The 18,794-nt window shown below is 27.4% G+C and carries 15 protein-coding genes; 1 reads left to right on the top strand and 14 read right to left on the bottom strand.

All coding sequences use genetic code 11. From position 1 onward, the window contains the following. Positions 1-219 precede the first annotated feature (219 nt). The gene (gene gpr, locus ACJDTP_RS17955; protein ID WP_077838073.1) at positions 220-1,203 is read right to left on the bottom strand and encodes a GPR endopeptidase; all 984 of its coding nucleotides are present in this window, start codon (positions 1,201-1,203) and stop codon (positions 220-222) included. A 172-nt stretch (positions 1,204-1,375) separates the two neighbouring features. On the opposite strand from gpr, the gene rpsT reads away from it, so the two are divergent. Further along, positions 1,376-1,639 carry a 30S ribosomal protein S20 gene (rpsT, locus tag ACJDTP_RS17950; RefSeq protein ID WP_011968165.1) on the top strand — a complete coding sequence of 88 codons (264 nt, stop codon included), beginning with the start codon at positions 1,376-1,378 and terminating at the stop codon, positions 1,637-1,639. 52 nt (positions 1,640-1,691) lie between these two features. Here the strand turns inward: rpsT and holA are convergent, their stop codons facing one another. The 13 genes from holA to ACJDTP_RS17885 all read right to left on the bottom strand — a co-directional run bounded on the left by holA (position 1,692) and on the right by ACJDTP_RS17885 (position 18,504). Beyond that, positions 1,692-2,726 (bottom strand): DNA polymerase III subunit delta, encoded by a 1,035-nt coding sequence (holA, locus tag ACJDTP_RS17945; protein ID WP_406762009.1) that lies wholly within the window; start codon positions 2,724-2,726, stop codon positions 1,692-1,694. Positions 2,727-2,775: 49 nt separating this feature from the next. Further along, positions 2,776-4,467 (bottom strand): ComEC/Rec2 family competence protein, encoded by a 1,692-nt coding sequence (locus ACJDTP_RS17940; protein ID WP_406762008.1) that lies wholly within the window; start codon positions 4,465-4,467, stop codon positions 2,776-2,778. Between the two features lie 4 nt (positions 4,468-4,471). Beyond that, entirely contained in the window at positions 4,472-6,991 is a 2,520-nt protein-coding gene (locus ACJDTP_RS17935; RefSeq protein ID WP_406762007.1) for a P-type ATPase actuator domain-containing protein, read from the bottom strand. A gap of 234 nt (positions 6,992-7,225) precedes the next feature. After that, on the bottom strand, positions 7,226-7,582 hold the full coding sequence (gene spoVAE, locus ACJDTP_RS17930) for a stage V sporulation protein AE (protein ID WP_077838069.1): 357 nt from the start codon (positions 7,580-7,582) through the stop codon (positions 7,226-7,228). Positions 7,583-7,654: 72 nt separating this feature from the next. Continuing rightward, on the bottom strand, positions 7,655-8,680 hold the full coding sequence (spoVAD, locus tag ACJDTP_RS17925) for a stage V sporulation protein AD (RefSeq protein ID WP_077838068.1): 1,026 nt from the start codon (positions 8,678-8,680) through the stop codon (positions 7,655-7,657). Between the two features lie 96 nt (positions 8,681-8,776). After that, entirely contained in the window at positions 8,777-9,244 is a 468-nt protein-coding gene (spoVAC, locus tag ACJDTP_RS17920; protein ID WP_406762006.1) for a stage V sporulation protein AC, read from the bottom strand. Positions 9,245-9,447: 203 nt separating this feature from the next. Continuing rightward, the gene (gene sigF, locus ACJDTP_RS17915) at positions 9,448-10,203 is read right to left on the bottom strand and encodes an RNA polymerase sporulation sigma factor SigF (RefSeq protein ID WP_078116576.1); all 756 of its coding nucleotides are present in this window, start codon (positions 10,201-10,203) and stop codon (positions 9,448-9,450) included. 10 nt (positions 10,204-10,213) lie between these two features. After that, on the bottom strand, positions 10,214-10,645 hold the full coding sequence (gene spoIIAB, locus ACJDTP_RS17910) for an anti-sigma F factor (RefSeq protein WP_077838065.1): 432 nt from the start codon (positions 10,643-10,645) through the stop codon (positions 10,214-10,216). Positions 10,646-10,659: 14 nt separating this feature from the next. After that, positions 10,660-10,995 (bottom strand): anti-sigma F factor antagonist, encoded by a 336-nt coding sequence (gene spoIIAA, locus ACJDTP_RS17905; protein ID WP_406762005.1) that lies wholly within the window; start codon positions 10,993-10,995, stop codon positions 10,660-10,662. A 553-nt stretch (positions 10,996-11,548) separates the two neighbouring features. After that, on the bottom strand, positions 11,549-13,855 hold the full coding sequence (locus ACJDTP_RS17900) for an AAA family ATPase (protein ID WP_264646617.1): 2,307 nt from the start codon (positions 13,853-13,855) through the stop codon (positions 11,549-11,551). A 310-nt stretch (positions 13,856-14,165) separates the two neighbouring features. Then, positions 14,166-14,666, bottom strand: a complete 501-nt coding sequence (locus ACJDTP_RS17895) for a TspO/MBR family protein (protein WP_171773528.1) — start codon at positions 14,664-14,666, stop codon at positions 14,166-14,168. A gap of 179 nt (positions 14,667-14,845) precedes the next feature. Then, positions 14,846-16,810 (bottom strand): sensor histidine kinase, encoded by a 1,965-nt coding sequence (locus ACJDTP_RS17890; protein ID WP_406762004.1) that lies wholly within the window; start codon positions 16,808-16,810, stop codon positions 14,846-14,848. A 62-nt stretch (positions 16,811-16,872) separates the two neighbouring features. Beyond that, positions 16,873-18,504: a sensor histidine kinase gene (locus ACJDTP_RS17885; protein ID WP_406762003.1), complete on the bottom strand. Its 1,632-nt coding sequence runs from the start codon at positions 18,502-18,504 to the stop codon at positions 16,873-16,875. Between the last annotated feature and the right edge of the window lie 290 nt (positions 18,505-18,794).

Genomic DNA, 18,794 nt, shown 5'->3' with positions numbered 1-18,794 from the left:
CGGTAATCCCCCCCTTGCCCTTTTTTATATTTATATTAACGAATTTACATAATTATTCTAATAAATCTCATTCCATTTATTTAAAAATTAGAATAGATTAAAAGATACATTGATAATTAATCTAAAATAAAAAGGTCTCAAAATAATTCAAATTACTTTGAGACCTTCTTTCCTTATTCTTATTTTTATTCTAAAATTCAAAAAATATGTTATTGATAATCAACCCATAAACTTATTAATCTCATCCATATCCATATTAGGTTGAACTGCCATGTTTATCCCATTAGCTATTATTCTTGATAACGAATTAACCATTAAATCAATGTCCTTAGGTGTAACTATCATATCCATACTTGCTTTTGATGACATTACTTCTTTAATAAGTCTTTCCTTCTCATTTTTATCAAGAGATTTTAACATTTTATAAAATTCATTGCCACTTGATGAATTATTTATTAATGAATCTATTACAGAGTCTATAGTATCATTAGCAATTGTAGTTGCATCTACTACAGTTGGAATACCTACTGCAATAACCTTAACTCCTAAATTTTCCTCATTTATCTGTTTTCTATTATTTCCTACTCCTGCACCTGGGGATATTCCAGTATCTCCAATTTGGATTGTTGTATTCACTCTTTCAACTTTTCTTGCAGCTAAAGCATCTATACATATTACTAAGTCTGGTTTAATTTTTTCTACAACACCTTTAATTATTTCCACAGTTTCTATTCCTGTGACTCCAAGCACTCCGGGCGCTACTGAACAGACAGGTCTAACAGATTCATCAATTGCTTCAGGCATAACTGTTTGTAAATGTCTAGTTACCATAATCTTTTCTGTCACTTTCGGACCTAACGCATCTGGTGTAACTTGCCAATTTCCAAGCCCTACAACTAATACTGTTTTATCTGTATCAATCTTAATTAATCTTTGCAAAATCTCTGATACCACTTGTGAAACTCTATCCATAGTTTCGCCATCATATGCTGTAAAATCTGGCATTCCTATAGTTATATAATTTCCCTTTGGCTTTCCAATTTTTTTGGCACCTTCATCATTTTTTACCTTTACCGTAGTTACCTTAATATCATCATCGCTTTCTTCTATAACTTCTATTCCATCTATATCTACTTCATCCTTGTGACTTTCCTTATAAATTTCTCTCGCTTCAAGTACTAAATCTGTTCTTACATTTATCATACCAACACCTCTTTATAAATTTACTCAGTCTTATTTTTCCTTTTTCTTTGAATTTAATACTTGAATTACATAACTTCTGATGCTATAATAAGGTTTGTTGAATATGAACTCGTACGCAGATTTCCCCAAAAACTGCAGAGACCCTATAAAAATTTAAGGGGGTGAATTAAGAATGGCAAATATAAAATCAGCAAAAAAGAGAATTAAAGTTACTGAAACTAAGACTTTAAAGAACAGAATGATTAAGTCTGCTTTAAAGACTACTATAAAGAAATTTGAAGCTGCTATAGAAGCTAAGAATAATGAAGAAGCTAAAGCTTTATTTACATCAGTTGTTAAGTCATTAGATATGGCTGCTACTAAGGGAGTTGTTCATAAAAATATGGCTGCTAGAAAGAAATCAAGATTAGCTGCTAAGTTAAACTCTATGGCATAATCTTAAAACCCATCTAAGTAGATGGGTTATTTTTTTATATTCTTAATAAATGTTATTTTTTAACTGTAAGCGTGTTTATTAAAAGAAATTCCATTTCCATATTCTTATCTATTCCAGTTGATTTTAACTTTGTTTCTGTATTAACGCAAAGCTTAATTAACTCTGACAGTTGCTTTTCAGTAAATTTATTTGTCTGCATTATCAATTTTTCACAAACAAACTGTGGTAATCTATATTCTGACATGAAATCATCTACTTTTTTTCCATTGCTAAGTTTTATCTTTATCTCATATAACCTCAAAAAATGCTTTTGAATTGCACTTATTATCAGCATATGCTGATCTGATTTATATAAAATTTCCTTCATCGTATCTATAGCTTTATCAATTTTTTTTGTAGCTATTAATTCAACTAAATCAAAAGTATCATCCTCACTTGAATTTGAAATAAGTATATCAATATCCTCTTTTTTTATTTCTCTTTCATTGCAGTACGCTATAAGCTTGTCAGCTTCTCTTTTTATAATATCAAAATTATTATAGACTTTCTCACAGAAATAAGATAACTCAGTTCTTCCAATTTGTTTTCCTTTCTCTTTAAATACTTCCGATACTTTCTTTAAATATTTGTCCCTTTTTAATTTATCACAATATACTATTGTTAAGGATTTACCAATAGTAGCTAATTTTTTATTCTTATTTGGTCTATCTCTCTTATCATTCAATAAATAATACATTATTAATACTGTATATGGAGGTAAATTTGATATATAATTCTTAATATCATTATATATTTTGCTTCCTGACGAATCAGTTTTATCCTGTAAAAAATTTGCCCTATAAACAACTACAACTTTTTTTTCTCCCATGAATGGCATTGTTTCACACGCATTCATGATAGAATCAAAACTTGTATTCATTCCATCTATCCGTATTAAGTTGAGCTCCCTAAATTCTTCAGCTACATTTTTCTTAATAATTAGGTTTATTCCATCTTTAATAAATTCTTCATCCAGCCCACAAAATATATACCCATTTTTTATATTTCCTTTTTCGATTTCTTGCTCATAAACTTCGTAATTAATCACTTTAATTTTCCTTTCGTATAAAATGTGCTTCTAATATAAATCTATAAACCTATATTACTCTTCCGTCTATTATAAATATGTTATTAGTAATCCTATCATTAAAATTTATTATATCATACTCTTCATATTGAGTTTTATCACTTGTTACTTTTAATAGATATTTTTTAGTGCCAGTATCTAAAACGTAATCTTTTCCTTTGAAACTTATTTTACAAATTCCATTCATAATAATTGTACTTCTCTGTCTAAAATATTTTGTTGCAAGTGCTGATTTAGAAAGCCTATTTATATCAATTTGATTTTTATTAGATATTAGTATTCTATCACCTTTATAAGAAACCAAAATAGCACCTTCTTTATAATACCTTATGCTTGGAATTGGACTATATATTTGAATTGTAATTATAAAAATAGCTATAAGAGGAAGATAAATAAACTTTTTATATCCCTTTTTCACAAAATAAGCACTAAACATTAAAAATAGATAGAAGAAAACTACATTTTCATTTCCATAAAACATTGGCAATGAAAAGTTCTCCATATAGTTTAGAATGTAATCAAACATATTTATTATTTTCAAGTTTATATAACTGCAAAAATCAAATAATTGAGGATAAGTATATGTCAATACCAATGTATTTCCTGTAATAACCATAAGATCTACAAATGGAGCCAAAATTAAATTTCCAATAATAAAATTTGCTGAAAAATCCCTAAAAATTAAGATTAAATATGGTAACGTAAATATCTGAGCGCTTAACGTTAAACTTAATGCTTCTCTTAATTTAATGTTCAATTTATATAATACATTATTGAAGCTCTTATTAAACATTGCTATTCCCAAAGTAGCTAAATAAGATAAGTGAAAAGATATATTAAGAATACTATACGGTTCATAAAGAACTAAAAATGTCGCAGAGAAACACAAAGCAGAAATTGAATTATTATTTCTTTTTAAAATACGTCCCCCTTCTACACATGCAAGCATTAAAAAAGACCTTATACTAGAATAATTGAGTCCTGTAAATACAACATACATAATAGTTGCCAACATCCCCAAATTTCTCCCAACAAAAATCCTTATAAAACCATATACTATAGCTACATGTAGCCCTGAAACGCTTATGCTATGTATGATTCCAAAGTTTTTCATATCATCTTTGTCTTCAAAATCTAAATAATCGCAATAACCAAAAGCAATTGATGATATTAGCCCTGCCTTTCTTGTTCCTAGATTTTCTTCTAACCTCAAATATATATTTCTTTTAATCTCATAAAGCTTTGTTATCAAATCCCCATTAATCTTATACAATACTTTAGGCTCTACTTCCCCAACTATCCCATTATATCTATCTTGTATATCATCAACTTTTCCTATAATTTTATATTTTTCACCTACTCTTAAATTCTTATTATTAGTTGTTATCGTAATACTCTTGCCTTCATAGCTTCCTATAACACTATAATTACTTATTTTTATTATCCTTACTTCTCCGTCTATTTTGCTTGGAATTTTATAATAGGAACAATTAATTAAAATTCCAACAACAAAAAAGATAATCATAATAACACAGAAACTGAAACCACAATAATAAAATATGCATATAAAAAAGAAGGCTACAATGAATATTGTAAGCCCTCTAAATTCCTTATTCATTCCATAGAAAATACAACTAATTGCAAGCGTCAAAAATATGTATATTAGTGGATTTCCTACATCTCCTATTTTTTTAGAAAACATCAACTCACCTCATTAATGAGTTTTGCCACTTTCTAGCTAAAATTTCAAAGATTAATAAAAATATTATTGATGCTGCTATCTCTATTCCTATTATATCTCTAATTAATACTCCATTAATTAGAATCATACTAATTACGGCGATAATAATTACTAACAATGATATAACAGGCATAATCAATTCGTTAGAAAATTTTCTTATAGAAATATTGCTATTAAATAATGTAAATAATAAAATCCCAATTGATAATATAGCTAATGTCACTATAGCTGCTTCCTTATCACCAAGTTTATAAATTGAAACCATTGTAATTATGCTTAGAACAAATGATCTAACTATCATTTCATTTCTAGTAATATCTCGCCCTTTTTTAAGTAATATTATTAATGATAATGGAATGAATAAAACCCCATTTATCGTTACCACATTCCCAAAATCTAAACTTTCGGTTTGTCCCATTATAATACTTCCCATTAAAGTTATAAGTTCTGAAAATAAAGCCATGAAATACACTTTGAATCCTCTATCTATATTTCTATCAAATACTCTGGAAAAATCTCTTATTTTAAAGAATCCATCTAGATAATTTTCTTTAATATATACATCTGATACCTTTTTTACAATTGTAGATGCTTTTCCTTTCCCTATTCCTACATTTGATAGGTTGAGTGCTGGAAGATCTCCTAACGTTTCACCAGTGGTCACAACTTTATGGCCATCTTTTATAAATAATGAAACAATCTTTGATTTAATTTCTGGATTTACTCTGCAAAAAACTCTTACTCTACAAAGCAAATCCTTTAATTCTTGATGATTTAAAGAATCCAGTTCTATTCCTGCTACTACCTGATTATTATTCTTTATTATATTAGCCATTTTTGCGTTTGTTATAGCACTTAATTTACTTTCTTCTGTAAATAATATTGGTACTATTGCTTTATCTTTAATTCGATTTATTGTATTTTCGAGATTCTCTTCAAGTGGATTTTCCAATCCAATTATTCCAACAAAGACCATATTGCTTTCTATATTTTCAGATTTAGATGGTTCGTAAGTAAAGTTTCTATACGCAAAACCTTCTGTTATTAACCCTTCTATAGATAAATTCATATCAACTTCCTTTATTTTTGCTTTGTATTCATCCGTAATCTCTTTCTCAATACCTTCTATCATGACATGTGTACATTGCTCTAAAACATCATCTACGTTTCCTCTAGTATTAGCTCTATATCTGTTATTAAATTTACTTACAACTGTAGAGAATCTCTTATCAGAATCCATAGGTATATCTAAAATTTTAGAATTCCTACTATCTATAGCTGCTTTATAAATTTTTTTTCTAGCAGCATAACTCAAGAAAGCAAGCTCATCTAACTCACCTTTTCCACTATCATCACTTGGATTATAAATAGCGTTATTACATATTAATGATATCTCAACTATCCTATCAAAAGTTGTCTCCTTTACATAAGGATCTTCAGTCGATATCAAATTATCATTAATAAATAGTTTTTTGACTATCATTTCTTTTTTGCTTATTGCACCAACTTTATCTAAAAATAAAATATTAACATCTTTAATTAAATTAAATACTGAAAAATTTATTATTTCTATATTTTCATTCCTAAAGCTTTTAATTGTATTTTTAAAAACTAATTTCGCGATTATAGTAACTGGAAAACAACCAAGGGCAAATAAAGCTGTGGATATGTAATTTTTGTTTGCATCTTGTCCTGTATATACAAAATATGATCCTATAATTATAATTCCTAGGAAATAAACTAATAAATATCTTTCTAAAAGTTTAGATATCATTGTCCCAAAATTATGTTTTCTATTACTTGCATACGTAAGCATGGTAAGCATTCTACCTAATTGAGTCGAATTACCAGTAGATATCACTATACCTAGTCCACCACCTGATTTTATTATAGACCCTTTAAACAATATATTTTTCATATCTGTAAGAGAAAATATATTTCCTATTATTTTACTTTCAAATTTCTCCTTATAAAAGGCTTCTCCTGTTATACTCTTTTCGTCAACTTTAATTTCATTAGCACTTATTATTCTTATATCTGCTGGAATAACAGAGTCTTTATTAATTTTTACTATATCACCCATTACTAATTCTTCAGATTTTATAATTTTCTGGGCCCCATCTCTAATAACTACTGTATCTGCAGAATTCAACCTTTCTAGAGCTCCTATCTCTTTATCTCTTTTTATAGTATGCATTACTATTAAAATTAAATTTAATAATAATATCAAGGCTGTTATTATACCAAATAAATAGTGTTCAAATACAAATAAAATTATTGTAATTATCAAATTTATAATTATAGATTTTTGCTTTAAAGCATTTAGTATATGTTTATAAATTTTATTTCCACTTGGTAAATCAATCTTATTGGTCCCATATTTTAACCTTAATGCTTCACAATCATTCTCACTAAGTCCATTTTGAACATTACTATTTAGTAATTCAACTATTTGAGCCCAAGAGTTATTGCAGTATTTTTCCAAAAAAACCCCACCATTCTAATTACTTCATTAATAACTTCTTTATTATACTATATTTTTCATTTTTATATATCTACATTCATTTATAGTATAATTATACGTTCAAAGACATTAAAAGGCAAAACTTTAATATCTTATATATATTTTCGATACATATTTGTAAAAGTTAATTTTATTAAAGGCATTTATACTATATAATCTGCATTGGGCTCAATTATTTCTTCATATTAAATTCATTTATTTCTTTGTTTTTGGATTAAAAATTAGTGCCATAAGATATCCAAAGAATATTGATGCTGTAATTCCCGCTGCAGCTCCTTTAATTCCTCCTGTGAAAGCTCCTATTAATCCTGTTTCATTTACTTCTTTTATCGTAGCTTTAGCTAATGCATTTCCGAAGCTCGGTAACGGAACTGTAGCTCCTGCTCCGCCAATAGAAACCAATTTATCATACCATCCAAAAGCACCTACTATAGCTCCAAGCACAACAAACACTACTAAGATTCTTCCTGGAGTTAATTTTGTAACGTCTATTAATATTTGACCTATAACGCAAATAATGCCGCCAACTATGAATGCACTTATATAATTCATTCAATTTTCATTCCTTTCAAGCAATAGATTTTTATAAGCTTATATCTCGTTTATTTATAATTTTTTTCTTCCTTAATTTGAATTCATTTCAATAGCAACTGCATGTGCTATTCCTGGAATTGTCTCACCTTGAAGAGAAGACGTAGTGCTCATAAGTGCACCTGTAGAAACTAACAATACCTTTTTAATTTCCTTTTTCATAAGTCTTTTATATAAGTAACCTGTAAAAACAACTGCTGAACATCCACATCCGCTTCCACCTGACAATGTATTCTGCTTTTCATTATCAAATATAACTTCGCCACAATCTATATGTTGTTTTCTAATATTATACCCAAAATCTTCAATTAATTTATCCGTAAGTTCTCTGCCTATTACACCTAAATCTCCTGTAGCTATAACATCATAATCTTCAGGTTTTCTTCCTGTATCCTTAAAATGATTTACAATAGTATCAGCAGCTGCTGGTGCCATAGCTGCTCCCATATTATTAGCATCTTTTTGCCCATAATCTTTAACTTTTCCTGTTGTCACATATGTTATTTCAGGATAATTTCCCTCATGTCCTAAAACTACTGCTCCTGACCCTGTTACTGTCCACTGAGCTGTGGCTGGTCTCTGAGATCCATATTCAAGCGGAAATCTAAACTGCCTTTCGGCTGAACTAAAATGTGATGATGTAGCTGCAACTACATATTTAGCAAATCCTCCATCCATAATTATTGACGCTAAACTCAAAGATTCTGACATAGTAGAACAAGCACCGTATAATCCAAAGAATGGAATACTAAATTCTCTAGCTGCAAAGCTTGATGAAATAATTTGGTTTAATAGATCTCCTGAAAATAAATAATCTATATCTGTTTCTTTAAGGTTCCCTTTTTTTAAAGCTTGTGATATAGCCGTAAACATCATCTCGCTTTCGGCTTTTTCAAAACTTTCCTTTCCTAAAGTGTCATCATTTAATACCTCATCAAAGTACTCACTTAGTGGCCCTTGCCCCTCTTTAGGGCCTACAATAGAATGTGTTGATATTATTTTGGGTGGATTATCTAATTTTACAGTTTGATTTCCTATCTTTTTATTTTTCATTTGCAAATTAATCACTCCTCTACATTTTTGAATTAAAAGCAACTCGATTATTTATCAAATAAATACATATCCCCATCTTAAAATTCCAATTCCTTTTTTAATTTAAATTATTGAAATTATATAATAAATTATTCCTATTATTACTGATGTACCAATACCATATACCAATACTGGTCCTGCAATTGTAAACATTTTGGCTGCGACTCCAAATATAAATCCTTCTTTTTTAAACTCTATTGCTGGAGAAACTACAGCATTAGAAAACCCAGTTATCGGAACAACAGTACCAGCTCCACCAAAATTAGCCAATTTGGCATATACTCCAGTACCTGTTAACAAAGCTCCTAGAAATACCATTATAATAGGAACCATATTCATTATTTGTTCTTCTGCAATCCCAAATCCTGCTGCAATATTGTAAATCAATTGACCTACATCGCATATTAATCCTCCAACTAAAAACGCTTTTAAGCAATCTTTAAGTATCTTTGATTTTGGAATGGCTTCATTGGCCATATCATTATATTTTTGCTTTATTCTTTCTTCATTTACTTCTTTATTATTAGTCAAGATGATCACTCTCCTTTTTTACCTGTATATCTATCATTTGCAAAATTATTAAGATTAATCGTGTTATTTTTTGGCATATATTTTATAAAAAAAAATAGAATATATATTTGTCCTAATTTAATAAAAAATTATACAAATATATATTCCATAATGACTCTTTTTTATGTTTATCATTTTTCTTACCAATGTATGATCAGCAAATTTTATTCTTCTAACTTTTTCCTCATTTCAGCTAAAACCTTCTTTTCAATTCTTGATACCTGCACTTGACTTATTCCTAACATTTTAGCTACTTGAACTTGTGTTTTATCTTTAAAATAACGTAACATTATAATCTGCTTAGCTTTATTATCTAAACTATTTAATGCTTCTTTAAGAGCTATCTTTTCAATAAGATTTTCATCATCTGCACTTTTCTCACTTAGTTTATCTATTAAAAGAACTGGAGCTCCGTCATCCTGATGTATTGTATCATATAAATATTGTAAGCTATTAGAAGATTCAATTGCAAATAAGATCTCCTCCTTATCAACATTTGCATAATCTGCAAGCTCTTCTATAGTAGGTGATCTCTTAAGCTTTTTGGTTAAAATCTCTTTCTGAAAATGTATCTTTCTAGCAAGGCTTTTAACATTACGACTTACCTTTATCATTCCATCATCTCTTAAAAATCTCTTTATTTCTCCTATAATCATAGGAACTGCATAAGTAGAGAACTTAACATTATAATTTAAGTCGAAATTATTAATAGCTTTAACTAACCCAATAGATCCTATTTGAAATATATCTTCATAATCATATCCCCTATTTAGAAATTTCTTACTTATAGATGACACCAATGGCAAATTCATTTCTATTAATTTATTCATAGCATCAGTATCGCCACTTCTTGCTAGAGCTAATAGCTTTGGATTCTTATCATAATTGTAATCCTCTCGTTTTAAATCCTCTTTTTCCATCTTATTTCACCTAACTTACCACGTTAAATTTCTTCTTAATTACCACCTTTGTACCATTACCTTTTTCACTGTCAACCTCTAACGCATCCATAAATGTCTCCATTACAGTAAACCCCATACCAGATCTTTCCAAATCAGGTCTTGATGTATATAATGGCTCCATAGCTTGCTCTATGTTATCAATTCCAATTCCTTTATCAATAATCGCTATAGTTACTTGATCTTCATTAATTTCTGCTTCAATTCTAACTAATCCATCTTCTCTATTTTCATATCCATGTATTATAGAATTAGTAACTGCCTCAGACACTGCTGTTTTTACATCATTTATTTCATCAATTGTTGGATCTAATTGAGCAACAAAAGCTGCAACTGCAACTCTTGCAAAAGCTTCATTTTGAGATTTGCTTACAAATTCTATGCTCATTTTATTGTCAGACATGATAACCCCTCCATCTAAATGCACCTTACTGCTTCATCTACAGTATTATAATTTTTAATTAACTTGTACAAACCAGCCAGTTCAAAAATCCTATTGACATTCTTGTTAGGTTCTGCAATACAAAGCATCCCCCCTTTGTTCGATAGTTTTTTATATCTACCTAAGACAGCTCCAATTCCTGAACTATCCATAAAAGTAACTCCTGAAAAATTTAAAATAACTTTTTCCATATTATCTCTATCTATCCTATCATCAATTTTTACTCTAACTTCCTCTGCACTATTATGATCTAGTTCACCACTAAGAGTAGTTATTAGAATATTTTCTTGTTTCTCAAATTTTAAATACATATTAATTAAGAATATCTCACAATGTAGTTTTAAACTTATATATTTAAGTTTTAAGATATTCTACGTTCACCTCCTCTTTTACCTTATTTCACCTTTTACCATATTTTAACATACTATTTTATTCAACGTCAAACTATTTATTACATTTTTTTCTATTTATTATAACTCATAATCTTAATTATCCGCCTATATCACATATATTAACGATATATAAAATAAAGATACCGATAATTAACTAAACTACATAATTATCAAATATTAAATGAATCTATCGCTTTTATTTAACGCATAAAAAATAGAAGATAATCCCGATATACTCATATAAATATATATCATAAGATCATCTTCTATTTTATTTTCTTATAGATAACCAAACTATAAGTTAGATTTATACTATAAAATATATCCCAACTAAAAATTAGAATCATCCATCATAATTTCCTTAGAAACTGGAACAACAGTATAATTCTTATTTCGGCGAGCTATATGAATAAGTTCATATCTTAGTTGGGATATCTAACTCAAAGATTTAACTTATTAGATAAGCCAATAATTACTTTTTCTTTTTTCCACCCTTATATTTTAAAATTTCATTTTCTATTTCCTTAAAGAAACTTTTTACTGGTTCTCCTTCATCAAGTATTAATACTTCAATAGCATCCTCTAAAGTTTCCATAGTATATATATGAAACTTTCCATTTCTAATATCATCTTCAACTTCATATCTTAATATTAATTCATCAGCATTTGTACTTGGAATTAAAACACCCTTTCCATCTGTTTTATCAATAATGCTGCAAACTCTATGGAAGCCTTCGATTTTTTCATTGACCCCACCAATTGCCTGAATTTCTCCAAACTGATTTATAGATCCAGTGACAGCAATATTTTGTCTTATTGGCCTCTTACTTAAAGCTGATAGAATACAGATTATCTCTGCCACAGAAGCACTGTCTCCTTCAAGCATTCCATAAGTCTGTTCAAAACTTAATTGAAAATCTACTGGCAATTTTTCATAAGGACTTATTAAATTACTTAATAGTCCTCGCAATATCCCAATCGATTTTTCATGGATATTTCCACTCATCTTGCATTCTTTATGCACATCGATTATTCTTCCATCTCCTATATTTGATAAACATGTTATCCTCATAGGCTTACCAAAACTATAAGATCCATTTCCAACTACAGAAAGCCCGTTAATTATTCCTGTTTTTCTTCCGTTTACTGTTATCAATATCTTTTTACTTTTATAATTATCCATTATATCTTCTAAAATCTTTTCATCTTCATATGCTACATCAATTATATCTTGCTTTTCTATATTTTTTCTTTTATCTTCTTTTGCATTATTATTGGATAGATGCAGTAATTTATTTATATAATAATCATCTATAGATATTTTATTTCTTTGCCCCGCGACCCTCGCAAGGAATTTAATCATTTCCTTAAGAGCATCATCTGTTATATTCAATAAGTTATCTTTTTTTACCTTTTCTTTTATTAATCCTTCAATAGAATTTTTAGTAATATCATTATATTTCAATTCAGTATCCGCTTCTATCCTGATTGGGAATATTTGTTTAAAATCCTCATCATTATCATATAATATCTGAAAACTCTCATAGTCGCCTATTAAAATAACCTTCAAATTAATAGGAATTGACTCTGGCTTTAATCCTGCGATAGATATCATTTCTAAATAACTCTTAGTATAATTATAGTTTACTTTACCATGAATTAATGATTTTTTTAGATAGTAGTAGCTTACTCCACTGCTTATTAACGAACTTAATCTTAGTATAAGACATCCTTCATTAGCCTTTAACAAGCTACCAGCAGAAATCAATGATATATCTGTACTATAACCCCCATTATTGTTTCTATATTCAATAGTACCAATTAAGTTTCCAATAGTAGGATCTTCCTCATAGATAACTCTCGGATGATCTATGCTGGAATTATCAACAATTACATTCACATTATAATTAGAGAATGTATCTTTTAAATACTCTTCATCATCCTCTAAATTGATAGTGTAGCATTCAACTACCCTTTCTTCTATATCATCATACATTTGAAGAAGATATTTATAAACATCATCCTGGGAAATAAATTGTAATAATAAATCATCCTTATGACTCTGCATATTCTTTTTTATAAAATCTTTGTATATACTTTTAAGTTTCTTAATCGATTTTATTTCAATATCTTTTAATGTCTCTAGAATTTCTTCTGCTTCTTTTTTTAATTTTGATGCTTGTTTTTCGATACTTTCTTGAGTGTTACTTTCGAGACTGTCATATTCATTTTGAGTCATCTCATTGCCTTCATCTTTCAAAGGAATAAACACAAACCCTCCGCTAGTTGCTTTAACATCAAAATTCTTATTTTTTGCTGAATCCATAAGTTTTGTTATATAATTATTCCTTTTTTCACTTATTTCTTCAATAATATCTTCCTTTTCCTCATCTGAAGAACTGCTATAAAACTCTACTATGCATTCAAAGTATTTCTCTTTTATATCATCAATCATTTCTTTTAATATATTTCCTTTACCATTTGGTAAAAATAATGCAGTAGGATTTAGTTGTTCTTGTGATGTTACATAGCAAATATCTTTTGGTGCAGGAAGTTTTTCATATATATTTTCAACACACTCTATTAAATTCTCTAGTTTCTCTTTTGAAAACGAATCTACGTAATATATATTGTATCCTTCTTTTTCAACACTCAAGCTCTTTTTAATTCTATTTAAAGTAGATGTAAATTCAGGTACTCTATTAATATTACTTTTTTTAATGTTATCTGTACACGAAGTACAAAAAATAATTTCATTTGGAGTTAATTCTTTCTTCATATCTTATCCCACTTTGAATCTATTATATACTTAATTAAAATATTTCAAAGCAGACCCCTCCCTAAATTGATAGTATATAATATTAATATTCTTTAAATGGCAAAATAGATATATTTTTTTATAAACTAAAACATAAATAATATTAAAAATCAGAATAAAATCACAGGCAACCGTGAAGTTCGAAGTTTTTATACCTCTGTCTTTTCCAGCTCATGTGATAAGAATATAGCATTAAATAAAAAAGATGATTACCTAGATATTAATCTTAGCAACCATCTTAAAAATATTAATTACATGGAATATGAGCAACTTACATTTCATTTAACATCCAAATAAAAAAATTCAACACTCCTGCATATACTAACCAAGCCAAATAAGGAATTAATAGAAATGCCTTTTTCCCAATCTTTTCATAAAACCTCTTTATAGTTAAAATTACAAAGATAATTAAAATAATAAGTTCTAAAAATGCTAACGCATAAAGCTTAAACCCAAAGAAAATTATAGTCCATAAAAAATTTAATAATAGTTGTATGGCGTAAACAAATATCGCAGAGCTTACATCTATATTCTCATATTTTAAAATATATACTTTATATGAGCATATTCCCATAATTATATAAAGTATAGTCCACACAATCGGAAAAACCATTGCAGGTGGCGAAAAAGGTGGCCTAATTAAGCTTTCATATATTGATCTCATATTAGGAACCAATAATGTTGAAAGCCCTCCTATTAAAAGTGGAATAATTATTGATACAAACAATGGAATAATTCTTATCCTCTTTTTATTCCCTGACTTTTCTGACATAAATTATACACCTCAAATTTAAGTAATTAGTTTAACATAACTAATTTAATATATGTTTATTTATGTAAAACTATGATTAATTAATAAAACTATTTATATCAAATTGTAATTATTTTTAGTACCTATAAATTTATTAAATTCATGTCCACTTACTTTTTTCATTTCATATTAAGTTAATTCTACTCAATATATATATCCGAAAACTCTATATCTACCTTTTCCTCTAATAAATTTGTTTCCCAATCTTCATTATTAAATTTATTTTCATACGATTGCTCAACCATAGGCATAATTATTGTGAATTCATTTCCCTTATTATTTGATGTGAGCCGTATAGTTCCTTCTTGAAGTTCAACTAGGGCTTTAGTTAAAAATAACCCTAAACCGCTTCCTTCTTTTAGTCTATTAAAAGTTTTATTCAGTTTAGTAAATTTATCAAAGATATATGGAATGGTTTCTTTATCAATTTTCAAGCCATCATTTTTAACTTTTATAGCAACTTTGTTACCCATATAAAGCTCTACACTCACATTTATTTTCCCCTCTTGCTTTCCATATTTAACAGAATTAGAAAGAATATTCAACATAATTCTTGTTATCATTTCCTTATCACACTTAACATAGATTTCTTCTTCCTGTGCATCAAATGTCAGAGTATTATTTATTAATTTTATGTACTTATTAGAAGCCATCGAAACCTCTTCTACAATGTTAACTATGTTATGTATTTTTAAATTCGGAATTAGATATCCCTCTGAAATTTTATTAGCATCTATAAAATTATTAATAGTCCTTATAAGCCTTAAACAATTTTGTTTTATAATCCGCCTATTTTTATTTACTCCATCTAAATTATTTTCATTAAAATAAATTTGATTGACCTGCAATGCAGAAAATATAAGATTTATAGGCGTTTTCAGTTCATGAGAAATATTAGAGAAAAATTCTTTTTTTATTTCATCCTCTTGCAAATATTCTTCAAGAATTTCTCTCATCTTTTTATTTTCTTTAATTTCACTTATATCATGTATGTAAAGAATCTTGCTTATTTCATCTATGGAAGCCAAAAATATTTCAACTTCGAAATCAGTATGTTTCATTTTTATGCATGGAATATAATTGCCCGCTCTCTTAATATCTTCAAGCGTTATATCAAAATACATTTTTACAAACTCATTTATTTCTATTCCTAAGATCTCATCATTAGTTATGTCTAAAGTTTTTAATGTCCTTTTATTTATATGTCGAAGTCTATCTAGGTAAAATAGAAATACACCACCATAAATAGAATCAATTAATTCATTATTCCTATCTCCGCTCTTTTGGATCATTACATTTATTTCATTTAATATAGAGTTCCTTTTCCTTAATATAGAGTTAAGTTCTTTCTTGGTTTTAGTTGCATTTCCTATATTATTATTAAGTTCTTTTAATGAACTGTCCACTACTTTACTTATTATGTAATCATAAAATTTATATAAAGTAATACATTTAACAATTAATACAAATTCAGAAACTTTAACGTAGCCCATATAAAAACATATAAATCCCAAGTAATTAAATAATATAGAAAAAATATAAAATATTATTTGTCTAAATTCATCAATGGTAAATTGCCTTCTTTTAGATAAAGTATCTTGTACTGTAGATATACACAAACCTATACTTAACAAAACACTTATAGTAATGCACCATATAAAAAGTGATACTTCATAAGGATTATGTATTCCATTTCCTCCATTGAAGCCAATAACAAGCATTATAATGATTAGTATTTCTGATATACATATTATAAGACTCTTTCTATCATTATTTTTAACCACAAGTCCTATTTTTATTATGCAGTATTCTAAAGTAGCATGCATACTATAAAGAAGTATGAAGTAACTTTTAGAAATATCCTTAAATAATATTATTATCTCAGTAACATTTATAGCTAGTATCATAATAAGTATTAAATATATCATTTTAAATCTTGCTACAAAACCTTTGCCTACAAACTTACCTCTTATTATATATACATAAATAAACGCAAAAATCATAGATATTGCAATTATATTATTTAATAGCAAATAAAAATTAACATTATCAGAAATAATAGAGCATAAAATTATTAGTACCGTTAAAAATGCATACTTCTGCATGTTTCTAATTCCCCTAATTTTTATCTTTATTTTGTCCAATACTAAGAAACTATTATACATCTCTATATCCCTTTCCTAAATTCAATGCTTACAGTTGTCCCTGAATCACTATTTCTTTTTATTTCTATTTTTCCGCCTTGTAGTTCAATTAATTGCTTTACTACAAAAAGCCCTATGCCTGTCCCACTTTTTCGGTCAGGATTACAATTTCCTCCAATTGAATATCTATTAAATGCTTCATATATAAATTCTTCATCTATTCCAATTCCATTATCTTCTACAGATATATTAACCTTATCATCAAATTCATTTACCACCACACATATTTGTCCACCATCTTTGGTAAACTTCACAGCATTAGAAACTAAATTTAGAATTATCCTATACATAAATTCACGATCAATATCTAAGTAACACTCTTCAGTGTTGGTATCAAAAATTAAATCTATATTATTTAACTTCACATATTCTACTAATGACATTACATTGTCCTCTATGACCTCAACTATGTTCATATTCTCTAATCTTGGCGTTAAATAATGGGAATTTATCTTTGAATTATCTATTAAATTATTGGTTAATTTAATTAAAGAGATACAGTTTTGCTTGGATATATCATTATATTTCTTTAAAATATCAAAGTCTTCTTTTTGAACATATATTTTTTCTACCTGCATTGCCGAATATATTACATTTATTGGCGTTTTCAAATCATGACTTATATTTGAAAGAAATTCTCTCCTAATACTTTCTTCAATTTGTTTATTCTCAACTTCTTTCCTTATTTCATCCACAAGAACTTTAGAAGTTCTATCTTTAATCAATAGCAACTTCCATGATAAATTTTCATAATAAGGCAAAAATTCTGCTTTTATAAATTTTTTTTGATTTCCTATATAAAGGATTGCATTATAATCCTTATTTTCTGTATTGTTATTTATAAAATCAATATAATTGCTTATTTTTTTATTTATTATTTCTCTTTTTTTTGAGATTCCTGAAATCTTTAGAAATTGCTTATTCACAAATAATATTCTATCATTCTCTGCATTCAGAATTATAATTGGATGTGGCATGAACCTAAATAATGTTGAATATAAATACTCTTTGCTTTTTAATAAATTTATTGAACTCTCCAACTTGGTATTCCCTAATTCTATTTCATGATTTAGTTCATCTAATTCCCCATTTTTATAATTCAATGAACTTGATAAGGCCCTATATGGATCTTTAACCAACCTAGATATAATAAAATTCCAAAGCATTGTAAAGTTTGCAAAATGTATAACTTCAATTAATGCCTCTTTTATATATTGGCTATTGTTAAATGCATATATATTAATTAAAAATATCAGAACCGTTGAGGATATGTAAACTTTTATAATGCTCCATCCATGTTCCCTTAAGTAGTTTGATTTTTTTAAGTTCATAACTATTTTTATAAATGCTGGTATCTCAATAACCGTATACATAATTTTCACAAAGAGTATAGTCAAATTAGAAAAATGACTCAGTAAAGTGCATGTAATAATTAAAATTAATATTCCATAACTTTCTATCTTTAATTTTCTTCTTTCAAAATAATATTCAGTTAATACATAACTAGCAAAAGTTTCTATTAGTAATATACTCTCTCTGCTTAAATTTATATAATTTTTAATTTCCATTAAATTATTTGCATCATAAATTTTCATTATAAATCCAAACGCTGATATAAAAATCATTAGTGAGAAAAATATTATTATTATCTTCGAAACATATCTCTTGTAAAATCTTCTCACTTGCTTTAATAATACAAATAAAGTTATACTTAGGGTTATGTAATAAATTCTAAAAATTAAAGGTATATGTACATTAGCATCATTAACAATAAATTTTAATATAAAATATAAAAATATACTTGCTATATAAATGAGGATATTTCATAATTAAAATATCCGAATCTGTGGATAACTTTTAGAAATTTTTAAAAAAAGCCGATAGC

This window comes from Candidatus Clostridium helianthi, assembly GCF_045310795.1.
GTDB lineage: Bacteria > Bacillota > Clostridia > Clostridiales > Clostridiaceae > Clostridium > Clostridium helianthi.
The sequence above is the reverse complement of the archived record's forward strand: the minus strand, read 5'-3'. Positions and strand labels throughout refer to the sequence as shown.

What these genes read in the sequence shown, in the direction of transcription:
- sigF (WP_078116576.1), bottom strand. Translation starts at nt 10,203, where the DNA reads ATGGAAAAAGAGGATTTAAAACGAGAGGATTACAATTATGATAAGAAT.
- spoIIAA (WP_406762005.1), bottom strand. Translation starts at nt 10,995, where the DNA reads ATGTATTTAAAATTTGAGAAACAAGAAAATATTCTAATAACTACTCTT.
- ACJDTP_RS17940 (WP_406762008.1), bottom strand. Translation starts at nt 4,467, where the DNA reads ATGTTTTCTAAAAAAATAGGAGATGTAGGAAATCCACTAATATACATA.
- ACJDTP_RS17895 (WP_171773528.1), bottom strand. Translation starts at nt 14,666, where the DNA reads ATGTCAGAAAAGTCAGGGAATAAAAAGAGGATAAGAATTATTCCATTG.
- spoIIAB (WP_077838065.1), bottom strand. Translation starts at nt 10,645, where the DNA reads ATGTCTGACAATAAAATGAGCATAGAATTTGTAAGCAAATCTCAAAAT.
- ACJDTP_RS17890 (WP_406762004.1), bottom strand. Translation starts at nt 16,810, where the DNA reads ATGCAGAAGTATGCATTTTTAACGGTACTAATAATTTTATGCTCTATT.
- rpsT (WP_011968165.1), top strand. Translation starts at nt 1,376, where the DNA reads ATGGCAAATATAAAATCAGCAAAAAAGAGAATTAAAGTTACTGAAACT.
- gpr (WP_077838073.1), bottom strand. Translation starts at nt 1,203, where the DNA reads ATGATAAATGTAAGAACAGATTTAGTACTTGAAGCGAGAGAAATTTAT.
- ACJDTP_RS17900 (WP_264646617.1), bottom strand. Translation starts at nt 13,855, where the DNA reads ATGAAGAAAGAATTAACTCCAAATGAAATTATTTTTTGTACTTCGTGT.
- spoVAE (WP_077838069.1), bottom strand. Translation starts at nt 7,582, where the DNA reads ATGAATTATATAAGTGCATTCATAGTTGGCGGCATTATTTGCGTTATA.
- ACJDTP_RS17885 (WP_406762003.1), bottom strand. Translation starts at nt 18,504, where the DNA reads ATGAAAATTTATGATGCAAATAATTTAATGGAAATTAAAAATTATATA.